At 54.4% G+C, this 13,131-nt stretch carries 8 protein-coding genes; 6 read left to right on the forward strand and 2 right to left on the reverse strand.

Annotated elements, in window-relative coordinates; translation table 11 throughout:
• The first annotated feature begins 383 nt into the window (after positions 1 to 383).
• From lrp to J2X14_RS00915, 6 genes are all read left to right on the forward strand, one after another.
• A complete protein-coding gene (lrp, locus tag J2X14_RS00890; RefSeq protein WP_017347019.1) occupies positions 384 to 878 on the forward strand; it encodes a leucine-responsive transcriptional regulator Lrp in 495 nt (164 codons plus the stop codon).
• Between the two features lie 118 nt (positions 879 to 996).
• Positions 997 to 4,776: a DNA translocase FtsK 4TM domain-containing protein gene (locus J2X14_RS00895; RefSeq protein ID WP_352409343.1), complete on the forward strand. Its 3,780-nt coding sequence runs from the start codon at positions 997 to 999 to the stop codon at positions 4,774 to 4,776.
• A gap of 314 nt (positions 4,777 to 5,090) precedes the next feature.
• Complete coding sequence (lolA, locus tag J2X14_RS00900; RefSeq protein ID WP_352409344.1) at positions 5,091 to 5,702, forward strand: outer membrane lipoprotein periplasmic chaperone LolA; 612 nt, start codon at positions 5,091 to 5,093, stop codon at positions 5,700 to 5,702.
• Positions 5,703 to 5,709: 7 nt separating this feature from the next.
• Positions 5,710 to 7,053 (forward strand): replication-associated recombination protein A, encoded by a 1,344-nt coding sequence (locus J2X14_RS00905; protein WP_352409345.1) that lies wholly within the window; start codon positions 5,710 to 5,712, stop codon positions 7,051 to 7,053.
• A 98-nt stretch (positions 7,054 to 7,151) separates the two neighbouring features.
• Positions 7,152 to 8,444 carry a serine--tRNA ligase gene (gene serS / locus J2X14_RS00910; RefSeq protein WP_352409346.1) on the forward strand — a complete coding sequence of 431 codons (1,293 nt, stop codon included), beginning with the start codon at positions 7,152 to 7,154 and terminating at the stop codon, positions 8,442 to 8,444.
• A 279-nt stretch (positions 8,445 to 8,723) separates the two neighbouring features.
• Entirely contained in the window at positions 8,724 to 9,875 is a 1,152-nt protein-coding gene (locus J2X14_RS00915) for an MFS transporter (protein ID WP_352409347.1), read from the forward strand.
• Positions 9,876 to 9,923: 48 nt separating this feature from the next.
• Here J2X14_RS00915 and pflA read toward each other — a convergent pair whose 3' ends face one another.
• Positions 9,924 to 10,667 (reverse strand): pyruvate formate lyase 1-activating protein, encoded by a 744-nt coding sequence (pflA, locus tag J2X14_RS00920; protein WP_352409348.1) that lies wholly within the window; start codon positions 10,665 to 10,667, stop codon positions 9,924 to 9,926.
• A gap of 164 nt (positions 10,668 to 10,831) precedes the next feature.
• Positions 10,832 to 13,120 carry a formate C-acetyltransferase gene (gene pflB, locus J2X14_RS00925; protein WP_352409349.1) on the reverse strand — a complete coding sequence of 763 codons (2,289 nt, stop codon included), beginning with the start codon at positions 13,118 to 13,120 and terminating at the stop codon, positions 10,832 to 10,834.
• Positions 13,121 to 13,131: the final 11 nt, after the last annotated feature.

Raw genomic sequence — 13,131 nt, forward strand, 5'->3', positions numbered from 1 at the left:
AATAAACGCGCCGCAGAAAATAAATCGCAGGTAAAACGGGCAAAAAAAGCGGTTAAAACCGGTCGCGTCAGCAAGCAGCTGGCATGTTCTCCTGATTTTCAATGTTTTGCTTTGACAATCGCCTGCGCTTTTGCGAAAACATTGTGGGAAGCAGAGAATATTTGGGCTATGTAAACAGAGTTTCGTACCAGCTTTTGCGTACAACGCCGAATAAACTCAGTCTGTCATTCGTAATGACGCATGGTGTGGACAGACAGCATGCGTCATGCGGATGGGCGCTGCAATAGCAACAGGCTCTATGTCTTCACTGACGAAAGACCCTGCACATTGATATGGTTCAGGGTATGGCAGGTAAAGGGAAGGAATGAAGAGAGACAATAATAATGGTAGACAATAAAAAACGCCCCGGAAAAGACCTCGACAGAATCGACAGAAATATCCTGAATGAGCTGCAAAAAGATGGCCGTATTTCTAATGTCGAGCTGTCAAAACGCGTTGGCTTATCGCCTACGCCATGTCTTGAACGCGTACGCCGCCTGGAACGTCAGGGCTTTATTTTAGGCTATACCGCGTTGCTTAACCCTCACTATCTTGACGCATCGTTGCTGGTTTTCGTTGAGATTACTCTGAATCGCGGCGCGCCTGATGTGTTTGAACAATTTAACGCCGCCGTGCAAAAACTTGAGGAAACTCAAGAGTGTCACCTCGTTTCCGGTGATTTTGACTACCTGCTGAAAACGCGCGTACCGGATATGTCCGCTTACCGTAAACTGCTGGGTGAAACCCTGCTGCGCCTGCCAGGCGTTAACGATACGCGGACTTATGTGGTGATGGAAGAAGTCAAACAGAGTAACCGCCTGGTTATTAAAACGCGATAACACGGGACAGGTGCAAAACCTGGTGGTATTCGGTACACTCCTGTGAATTCATACAGGCACAGCGTCGGTTACCCCGGCGCTGTTTCCTTCATAGTTTACAGATACCTGGAGAGTTCTCTTGAGCCAGGAATATACAGAAGATAAAGAAGTGTCACTTAAGCCGCTTAGTAGTGGTCGCCGTCTGCTCGAAGCGTTGCTGATTCTTGTTGCGCTGTTCGCTGTCTATCTGATGGTGGCGCTGGTTAGTTTTAATCCTTCCGATCCCAGTTGGTCTCAGACCGCCTGGCATGAACCCATCCATAACCTGGGCGGCAACGTCGGCGCCTGGCTGGCCGATACGTTACTGTTTATTTTTGGCATTATGGCCTATGCCATTCCGCCGGTGATCCTGGGTCTTTGCTGGATAACCTTTCAGCAGCGCGACCGCCAGGATTATATCGACTATTTCGCCGTCGGCCTGCGCCTGATCGGCGTGCTGGCGCTGGTGGTGACCACCTGTGGCCTCGCCGCGCTGAATGCGGATGATATCTGGTACTTCGCGTCCGGCGGGGTAATCGGCAGCCTGGTGAGTAATGCCATGGCCCCCTGGCTGAACGGCGCGAGCGGAACCCTGGCCTTGCTTTGCCTGTGGGCCGCCGGGCTTACGCTCTATACCGGTTGGTCCTGGCTGACCATCGCGGAGAAAATCGGCGCGGTGGTGATGGGCGTGCTGACTTTTGCCAGCAATCGCTCGCGCGCTGATGAAGCCTGGCATGAAGACGACGAAGAGGCACATTCGGCCCCCACCATTAAACGTGCGGTTCAGCTGGATGAGGACGATGACATTCTGTTGTCGCCGCCGCGTAAGCTACAGCCGGTGGAGGATGACGCGGAAGAGATCGATCCGCTGTTTGCTAACGCACCGGGGGCTGACAGCGCCGCGGTGACGCCGCCGACCACCGCCGGCTCTGTGCCTGTTCAGCCTTCTGTCGTTGCTGCTGCTGCGGCACAGCCTGCCGTTGCAGCGCAGGCCGCTGCGGCATCAATGCCGGTGGAGCAGCAGAACCGTGCGCCGTCAGCTGCGCCAACGCAGGATAACGCGGCAACCACGGCAACCACGGCGGCCACGATGGTTTCCAGCGCAGCCGCTCAAACCGAGCGCGCAACCAGCGCGCCGCCGCTTTATCGTTTTGAAATGCCTGAGCATGCCGCCGCCTTTACGTCGCCGGAAGAGGACGATGGCCCGCAAATGGGTAACTGGCAAGCGGCATCAACCACAGCGCCAGCGCTGGGTACGGTTGCCGCGGCCGCGGCTGCGCAAACCGATGCCGTTTCCTTTATGCCTGCCAGCGCGCCTGAAGAGACCAATCCGCAGATTAAACAGGGCATTGGGCCTGAGCTTCCGCGCCCGAAACCGGTTAAGTTGCCTACGCGCCGTGAACTTGCTTCCTTTGGCATTAAACTGCCTTCTCAGCGTCTGGCAGAGGAAAAAGCGAAGCAGGAGGCTGAGGCTCAGCAACAGACGCTGTCTCAGCCGGCTGATGAGCAATCCATGGCCGAAGACGAAAGCCAGTTACGCAATGCGTTTATGGCGCAGCAGCAGGCGCGCTATGGCGCAGACTATGCTGCGGAAGAAGAGGAACATGCACAGCAGCAGGATGCCCAGCGCTTGCAACAGGACGAGCACGCTTTGCAGCAGGATGAGCAGGCAGCGCTGGCGCAGCAGTTTGCGCAACAGCAGCAGCAACGTTATGCGGCTTCTGAAGCGCCAACGGCTGATGCTGAGCAAACCAGCTACGCTCAGCAACGTTACACGACTCCTGAAGCGCCAACGGCTGATGCTGAGCAAATTAACGGCGCTCAGCAGCGTTACGCGCATCCTGAAGAGGCTGTGCCTGTGGCCGAAGCGGAAACTCCCGTGCAGCAGCGTTATGTTCAGCCAACGCAGCCCGATGTAACGTATCAGCATCAGCCGCAGCAGAGTGCGCCGCAAACGCGCCATGAACCGCAGGCTGACGTGCGCGTTCACAGCACGCCGCCGCGTGACGTGCCTGCGTTTACCCTCGATCCCGCTGCCGCGTTCGATTTCTCGCCGATGGACGATCTGGTTGATGATGGCCCAAGCGAGCCATTGTTTACCATTGCCGCTACGCCTGAGCCGGAAATGCCTGCTACGGAACCGCAGTGGCAGCAGCCAACGCCTGAGCCGCGCTATGCCGCTCAGCCGACGGAGGTTCCGGCACCGCAGGTTTCACAACCGATTGAGCCGGTTCAACGCGCCGTCGAGCCGCCCGCGTCTCAATGGCAAAACAGCACGGCGCCTGCGCCTGCGGCGGCCGTTGTTGCGCCACAGCCTGAAAGCCATGAATCACTGACGGAGAGCCTGATTCATCCGTTCCTGATGCGACATGAGCAGCCAACCTATAAGCCGACGACGCCGCTGCCAACGCTCGATCTGTTAACCTCGCCGCCGGAAGAGGAAGAGCCGGTAGATATGTTTGCGCTGGAGCAGACGGCCCGTTTGGTTGAAGCGCGTCTTGCTGATTATCGGGTAAAAGCGGAAGTAGTTGGCATTTCGCCCGGTCCGGTGATTACCCGTTTTGAGCTTGATTTAGCGCCTGGCGTGAAGGCTGCGCGCATCTCTAACCTGTCACGCGATTTAGCCCGTTCGCTTTCAGCGGTGGCGGTACGTGTGGTTGAGGTGATTCCTGGCAAGCCGTACGTTGGCCTTGAACTGCCAAACAAACATCGTCAGACCGTGTATCTGCGTGAAGTGCTTGACTGCGCCAGCTTCCGTGACAATCCTTCGCCGCTCTCCGTGGTGCTGGGTAAAGATATTGCCGGTCAGCCGGTGGTGGCCGACTTAGCAAAAATGCCTCACCTGCTGGTTGCCGGTACTACCGGTTCCGGTAAATCGGTGGGCGTGAACGCGATGATCATTAGCATGCTGTATAAAGCGACGCCGGAAGAGGTGCGCTTTATTATGATCGACCCGAAAATGCTGGAACTTTCCGTGTATGAAGGCATTCCGCATCTGCTGACGGAAGTGGTTACCGACATGAAGGATGCGGCGAATGCCTTGCGCTGGAGCGTTGGCGAGATGGAGCGTCGTTATAAGCTGATGTCTGCGCTTGGCGTACGAAATCTGGCGGGCTATAACGAGAAAATCGAACTGGCGGAAGCGATGGGTCGACCGATCCCGGATCCGTTCTGGAAGCCTGGCGACAGTATGGATACGCTGCCGCCGACGCTGGAGAAACTGCCTTATATCGTGGTCATGGTCGATGAATTTGCCGATCTGATGATGGCGGTAGGTAAAAAAGTGGAAGAGCTGATTGCGCGTTTGGCCCAGAAGGCGCGTGCGGCAGGGATCCACCTGGTGCTGGCGACGCAGCGACCGTCGGTTGATGTCATTACCGGCTTAATTAAGGCCAACATTCCGACACGTATTGCCTTTACCGTATCCAGCAAAATCGACTCGCGTACCATCCTCGATCAGGGTGGCGCGGAATCGCTGTTGGGCATGGGCGATATGCTCTATATGCCGCCGAATTCCTCGATTCCGGTGCGCGTACACGGGGCTTTCGTGCGCGATCAGGAAGTGCATGCGGTAGTACAGGACTGGAAAGCGCGCGGTCGACCACAGTATATTGAAAGCATTACTGCGGGTGACGAAGGTGAAGGTGGCGGCCTGGGCTTAGACGGCGGCGATGAAGAGCTGGATCCGCTGTTCGATCAGGCCGTAGCGTTTGTGGTGGAAAAACGGCGTGCGTCGATTTCTGGCGTACAGCGACAGTTCCGTATCGGCTATAACCGCGCAGCCCGCATTATTGAGCAGATGGAGGTGCAGGCTATCGTCTCTCCGCCTGGGCATAATGGCAACCGTGAGGTTTTGGCGCCGCCGCCGCACGAAATGTAATATACCCTAAATAATTTGAGTTGCAGGAAGGCGGCGACGCAGGGAGTCCGCAGGAGCTTACTGCAGTAAGTGACTGGGGTGAGCGAGGAAAGCCAACGTGCATGCAACTTGAAGTATGACGGTTATAAAACGCTGTTTGCGCTGTCAGATGTTATACGGGCCGGAATTTACCGGCCCGTTGTTTATTTAAGCATCAGTAGCGGCTAACCGCGGCGCTTTCAGTATTTTCTCCTGTCAGGAAGCGCGCTGTCAGTCTAATGTGTAATAAGGCCGCCTGATGCGGAATATAACGACTTAAAAAGGAATCGGTAGTCATGAAAAAATTAGTCCTTGCTTGCGGTTTACTTTCAGCGTTGACCTCCGCTGGCGCGCTGGCCGATGCTTCCAGTGAATTACAGCAGCGTCTGGATAAAGTCAGCAGCTTCCATGCCAGCTTTAACCAAAAGGTTACCGACACCAGCGGATCGAATGTGCAGGAAGGGGAAGGGGAACTGTGGGTAAAACGTCCCAACCTGTTTAACTGGCATATGACCGCGCCGGATGAAAGCGTTATTATTTCAGATGGTAAAACCCTTTGGTTTTACAATCCTTTTGTTGAGCAGGTCAGTGCCACCTGGCTGAACAGCGCCACCAGCAATACGCCGTTTATGCTGATTGCCCGTAATCAGGGCAGCGACTGGAAACAGTACAATGTGAAACAGCAGGGCGACAATTTTGAGCTGACGCCAAAAACGGACGCCGGTAACCTGAAGCAGTTTGTGATTAATGTTTCGGGTAACGGCACCATTAATCAATTCAGCGCCATCGAGCAAGATGGTCAGCGCAGCAGCTACGTGTTGAAAAGCCAGAACAACGGGCCGGTCAGCGCGGATAAATTCACCTTTACGCCTCCGAAAGGGGTGACGGTAGACGATCAACGTCAGTGAGGTTGAGTTGAGTAATCTCTCCCTTGATTTTTCGTCCGAACAGTTTCAGCCGTTGGCCGCGCGTATGCGGCCAACCACGCTTGAGCAGTATATCGGACAGCAACACCTGCTGGCCCCGGAGAAGCCGCTAACGCGCGCGATTGAAGCGGGCCATCTGCACTCCATGATCCTTTGGGGCCCGCCCGGCACCGGTAAAACCACACTGGCCGAACTTATCGGCCGTTACGGCAATGCCGATGTTGAACGCATCTCGGCGGTAACCTCAGGGATTAAAGAGATCCGCGAGGCGATTGAGCGCGCGCGGCAGAATCGTCAGGCCGGACGGCGCACCATTCTGTTTGTCGATGAAGTGCATCGATTCAACAAAAGCCAGCAGGACGCGTTTTTACCTCATATCGAAGATGGCACCATTACCTTTATTGGCGCGACCACGGAAAACCCCTCTTTTGAACTGAATTCGGCGCTGTTATCACGTGCGCGCGTTTATCTGCTGAAATCCCTGACCGTGGAAGATATCGAAACGGTATTACAGCAGGCGTTAACGGATAAAGAGCGCGGGCTGGGCAAAGAAAATATCGTGCTGCCTGAGGCCACGCGCCGGATGATCGCCGAGCTGGTAAACGGCGATGCGCGCCGGGCGCTGAATACGCTGGAAATGATGGCGGATATGGCCGAAAGCGATGCGCAGGGCAAGCGGGAACTCACGCCTCAGCTGTTGAATGAGGTGTCCGGCGAGCGCGCCGCGCGCTTTGATAATAAAGGCGATCGCTATTACGATCTGATCTCCGCGCTGCATAAATCGGTGCGCGGTTCTGCGCCTGACGCGGCGCTTTACTGGTATGCCCGGATTATTACCGCAGGCGGCGATCCGCTGTATGTCGCGCGTCGACTGCTGGCCATCGCTTCGGAAGATGTTGGCAATGCCGATCCGCGTGCCATGCAGGTGGCGATTGCCGCCTGGGATTGCTTTACGCGTGTCGGCCCGGCGGAAGGCGAACGCGCCATCGCGCAGGCGATTGTTTACCTTGCCTGCGCGCCGAAAAGCAACGCGGTGTATAACGCCTTTAAAGCCGCAATGCGCGATGCGCGTGAAAAACCTGACTTTGACGTACCTGAGCATCTGCGCAACGCGCCGACGAAGTTAATGAAGGAGATGGGGCTCGGCAAAGCGTACCGCTATGCGCACGACGAACCGAACGCCTACGCCGCCGGTGAAGACTATTTTCCCGCTGAGATGGCGCAAACGCGTTATTACCAGCCAACCAGCCGCGGGCTGGAGGGGAAAATTGGCGAAAAGCTCGCCTGGCTTATGGAACAGGATCAAAATAGCCCGACAAAACGCTACCGCTAGCCCAGGCGTTGCGGTAAGGTTAGCGCAAAGCCAGGTGGGCCCTGAAGGAACGCTTTGGTTCAAAACCTTTTTTTAATCACAGTAAGCACAGGATAAGCATGCTCGATCCCAATCTGCTGCGTAACGAGCCAGACGCAGTCGCAGAAAAACTGGCACGCCGAGGATTTAAACTGGATGTGGAAACGCTGCTCTCGCTTGAAGAGCGTCGTAAAGTGCTGCAGGTAGAAACCGAAAACCTGCAGGCTGAGCGTAATGCACGATCCAAATCCATCGGGCAGGCTAAAGCACGCGGGGAAGATATTGAGCCGCTGCGTCAGGAAGTTAACGCGCTGGGCGAACGCCTGGATGCGGCAAAAGCCGAACTGGATGTCTTGCAGCAGCAAATCCGTGATTTTTCTCTGGTGTTGCCAAACCTGCCTGCAGATGAAGTGCCGCTGGGCAAAGATGAGACCGAAAACCAGGAAATCCTGCGCTGGGGCGAGCCCCGTGAGTATGATTTCCCGGTGCGCGATCACGTTGACCTCGGTGAGATGGCAAAAGGGCTGGATTTCGCCGCTGCCGTTAAGCTGACCGGCTCTCGTTTTGTGGTCATGCAGGGGCAGATCGCCCGTCTGCATCGCGCCCTGGGCCAGTTTATGCTCGATCTGCATACGCAGCAGCACGGTTATACCGAAACCTATGTGCCTTACCTGGTTAACCACGCCACGCTGTTGGGCACCGGTCAGCTGCCGAAATTTGGCGAGGACCTGTTCCACACCCGTCCATTGGAAGAAGAGTCAGACAGCAGTAACTATGCGCTGATCCCAACGGCGGAAGTGCCGCTGACCAATCTGGTGCGTGACGAGATCGTTGAGGAAGAATCGCTGCCGATTAAACTCACGGCACATACCCCTTGCTTCCGTGCTGAAGCGGGTTCCTATGGCCGTGATACGCGTGGTCTGATCCGTATGCACCAATTCGATAAGGTCGAAATGGTGCAGATCGTTCGCCCGGAAGATTCCATGCAGGCGCTGGAAGAGCTGGTCGGCCATGCTGAGAAAGTGTTGCAGCTGCTGAATCTGCCTTACCGTAAAGTGCTGCTCTGTACCGGCGATATGGGTGCCGGTGCGGCGAAAACCTACGATCTGGAAGTCTGGCTGCCCGCGCAGAATACTTACCGCGAGATCTCTTCCTGCTCTAACATGTGGGATTTCCAGGCGCGTCGTATGCAGGCACGCTGCCGTAGTAAAAACGATAAGAAACCGCGTCTGGTGCATACGCTGAACGGCTCCGGCCTGGCGGTTGGCCGTACGCTGGTTGCCGTGCTGGAAAACTATCAGCAGGCTGATGGCCGTATTGAAGTGCCGGAAGTGCTGCGTCCTTATATGGGCGGCTTAACCCTAATCGGTTAATGACCCTCATGCACTGTCAGCCCGCCGTTATTCCCGGCGGGCTTTTTTTTTATTAAAATAAATATATCGTTATTCAGCATGCCTCTGCATCTAAGGTGATGATTTATAAATAAGAAAAATATTGTCTGGTTGCTATTTAACCGGTAAACATCTTTCCAGGATAAAAATATTAAATCGGAGCGGGGCAAATTGTGCGGCGCGTAAATTGGGCCGATTGACTTTAAAAACAAGAGTGGCAATATTCGCGCACTTTCTCCTTTCTTTCCTGTGATTTAGCCAATGTTTACCTGGTCTCGTCCCGTTGTGCTGTTGCTCTGCGGCCTGCTGCTGCTGACGGTTTCTATTGCTGTGCTTAATACTCTGGTTCCTTTGTGGCTGACCCACGATAACTTGCCCACCTGGCAGGTAGGCATAGTAAGCTCATCCTATTACACCGGTAACCTTATCGGGACATTACTGGCGGGCTGGCTGATCAAGCACTACGGCTTTAATCGCAGCTTCTATTTTGCTTCGCTGGTTTTTGCTGTCGCCACGGTAGCGCTGGGTCTGAATGAAGGTTTCTGGAGCTGGACGCTTTGGCGTCTGGTGGCAGGCATTGGCTGCGCCTGGATTTGGGTCGTGGTAGAGAGCGCATTGCTCTGTAGCGGCACGCTGCGCAATCGTGGCCAGCTGCTGGCAGCGTATATGATTGTTTACTACCTCGGTACGGTTGCCGGTCAGCTGCTGGTGAGCAAAGTCTCTACCGAGCTGCTGAATGTTTTGCCATGGGTTACCGCCGTGATCGTGGCTGGCGTGCTGCCGATTATCTTTATGAAAATCACCGCTGCTGCGCATGAGGAAGAGGGCGCGCCGGGTCGCATGTGGCCGATGCTTCGTCGTCGTAGCTCACGCCTGGGCATTAACGGCTGCATTATTTCCGGTATTGTGCTGGGCTCGCTGTATGGCCTGATGCCGCTTTACCTCTCTCATCAGGGTATCAGCGACGCGAACGTAGGCTACTGGATGGCGCTGCTGGTCAGCGCGGGCATTGTGGGACAGTGGCCGGTAGGGCGCATGGCCGATCGTTACGGACGTTTGCTGGTGCTACGCGTGCAGGTCTTTATCGTCATTCTGGGTTCAATTGCCATGCTCAGCAATATGGCGATGATGCCGGCGCTGTTTATTCTTGGTGCTGCTGGCTTTACGCTCTATCCGGTTGCCATGTCATGGGCCTGCGAGACGGTGAAACACCATGAGCTGGTTGCGATGAATCAGGCGCTGCTGTTGAGTTATACCATTGGCAGCCTGGCGGGACCGAGTATGACGGCAATGCTTATGCAGAACTATTCCGATCGGGTACTGTTTGTCATGATCGCTGCCGTGTCGCTGATCTATTTAGTGATGCTGCTGCGCAAAGCCGACCATCATATTACGCCTGTGGCGCAGGCGTAATCAGAATAAAAAGGGCGACATACCGTCGCCCTTTTTATTGCTTGTAGATTAGTACATCACCTTATGACCGTAACCTTCCAGAATATGCTTGATGCGTTCCATGGTCTCAGCCTTGGGCGGTTTGACGCCATCCAGCTTATATTCCTCACCCATAGCGATCCATTTATGCTTGCCTAATTCATGATAGGGCAGCAGCTCAATCTTTTCGACGTTTTGCATATCGCGCGTAAATTCACCCAGGCGATGCGCCGAGTCATCATCATCGGTATAGCCAGGCACAATGACAAAACGTATCCAGGTGCGGATGCCTTTTTTCGCCAGATAGCGGGCGAAATCCAGCGTGCGATGATTCGAGACGCCCACCAGGATTTGATGCACGTCATCATTGATCTGTTTTAAATCGAGCATCACCAGATCGGTGACCTCCAGCAATTCATCAATCACCGGATCGTAACGACGTACGAAGCCGTTGGTATCCAGGCAGGTATGAATGCCTTCCGCTTTACAGGCGCGGAACCAGTCGCGCACAAACGCGGCCTGCAGTATTGCTTCACCGCCGGATGCGGTAACGCCGCCGCCGGACGCGTTCATAAAATGACGATAGGAAAGAACGTCTTTCATCAGTTCTTCTACCGTGACTTCTTTTCCCCCATGCGTATCCCAGGTATCGCGGTTATGGCAATACAGACAGCGCATCAGGCAGCCCTGAAAGAAAGTGATGAAACGGATGCCTGGGCCATCAACGGTGCCACAGGATTCGAAAGAATGAATACGACCGACGGATGATGACATTGCGATGAGTTCTCCAGTTGAGCCTGCCTGGCAGGTGACGCAGTCTTTAAAGGCTGCTGCGTTAAGTTAAGTCTGCTTTGCCAGAGACCTCAGTCCAGATCTCTGGCAAATCAGGCTGTTGGTAAAAAGGCCCCCGCAGGAGCCTTTCATTAGCGCAAGAAGCATTACAGCGACTGGGTGAAAGTACGCGTAATCACGTCCTGTTGCTGCTCTTTAGTCAGCGAGTTAAAACGTACCGCATAACCGGAAACGCGAATGGTGAGCTGCGGATATTTTTCCGGGTGCTCCATGGCATCCATCAGCATTTCACGGTTCATCACGTTAACGTTCAGATGCTGGCCGCCTTCAATCGCCGTCGCCGCTTCGTGATGGAAGTAACCATCCATCAGGCCTGCCAGGTTAGTTTTACGTACATCGTCATCTTTACCCAGCGCGTTCGGAACGATAGAGAAGGTGTAAGAGATACCATCTTTAGCGTAAGCAAACGGCAGTTTAGCCACCGAGGTCAGTGAGGCAACGGCACCTTTCTGATCGCGACCATGCATCGGGTTAGCGCCTGGTCCGAAAGGCGCACCGGCACGACGGCCATCCGGGGTATTACCTGTTTTCTTACCGTAAACCACGTTGGAGGTAATCGTCAGCACGGATTGCGTCGGTACGGCGTTGCGGTAGGTGGTCAGTTTCTGAATTTTCTTCATGAAACGTTCAACCAGGTCACAGGCCAGATCGTCCACGCGCGGATCGTTATTACCAAACTGCGGGTATTCGCCCTCGATTTCAAAGTCGGTTGCCAGACCATCTTCGTCGCGAATCGCTTTTACTTTGGCATATTTGATAGCGGAAAGTGAATCTGCCGCCACGGACAGACCGGCAATACCACAGGCCATGGTGCGGTAAACATCACGATCATGCAGCGCCATCAACGCAGCTTCATAGCTGTATTTATCATGCATATAGTGAATGATATTCAGCGCGGTAACGTACTGTTTAGCCAGCCAGTCCATAAAGTGATCCAGACGAGCCATCACGGTATCGAATTCCAGCACCTCATCCATGATCGGCGCTTCTTTCGGACCGACCTGCATTTTCATTTTTTCATCAACGCCGCCATTGATTGCGTACAGCAGCGTTTTGGCGAGGTTGGCGCGCGCACCAAAGAACTGCATCTGTTTGCCGACAATCATCGGGCTAACGCAGCAGGCGATAGCGTAGTCGTCGTTATCGAAGTCCGGACGCATTAAATCGTCGTTTTCGTACTGCACAGATGAGGTATCAATGGAGACTTTAGCCGCATATTTTTTGAAGTTAATCGGCAGCTGCTCTGACCACAGAATGGTCATGTTCGGTTCCGGAGACGGCCCCATGGTGTAGAGGGTGTTCAGGAAACGGAAAGTGGTTTTGGTTACCAGCGTACGGCCATCGACGCCCATACCTGCCAGTGATTCCGTTGCCCAAATCGGGTCGCCGGAGAAGAGCTCATCATATTCCGGGGTACGCAGGAAGCGCACCATACGCAGCTTCATTACTAAGTGGTCGATCAGCTCTTGTGCTTCCAGCTCACTCAGTTTACCTGCCTGCATATCGCGTTCGATAAAGACATCAAGGAAGGTAGAGACGCGACCAAAGGACATCGCTGCGCCGTTCTGTGATTTCACCGCAGCCAGATAACCGAAGTAGGTCCACTGTACCGCTTCACGCGCATTGCTTGCCGGACGAGAGATATCGCAGCCGTAGGTTGCCGCCATCTCTTTCAGCTGAGCCAGCGCACGGTGCTGGTCGGCAATCTCTTCGCGCAGACGAATCGTTGCTTCAAGGTTCACGCCATTGACCAGATCTTCCTGCAGCGAGGTGAACTGAGCAAATTTATCCTGCATCAGATAATCGATACCGTACAGTGCGACACGACGGTAATCACCAATAATACGGCCACGGCCGTACGCATCGGGCAGGCCGGTCAGCACGCCTGATTTACGGCAGCGTAAGATTTCCGGCGTATAAACATCAAACACGCCCTGGTTATGGGTTTTACGGTATTCGGTAAAGATTTTTTTCAGCTGCGGATCCAGCTCGCGGTTATACGCTTTGCAGGAACCTTCCACCATTTTGATACCGCCAAACGGGATCAGAGCACGCTTCAGCGGAGCGTCAGTTTGTAAACCGACAATTTTTTCCAGGCTCTGATCGATATAGCCTGCATCATGTGAAGTGATGGTTGCCGCAACGCTGGTATCGAAATCAACCGGCGCATGGGTGCGGTTTTCAATTTTGATGCCTTCCAGCACTTTGTTCCACAGCTGGGTGGTGGCATCAGTAGCACCGGCCAGGAAGGATTCATCCCCTTCATACGGCGTATAGTTTTTCTGAATAAAATCGCGAACGTTAACTGATTTCTGCCATTCACCTGCGGTGAAACCTTCCCAGGCGGCAGCCAGTTTCTCATTGAGCTCGGTCATAATATACCTAC

The organism is Mixta sp. BE291, assembly GCF_031457955.1.
GTDB lineage: Bacteria > Pseudomonadota > Gammaproteobacteria > Enterobacterales > Enterobacteriaceae > Mixta.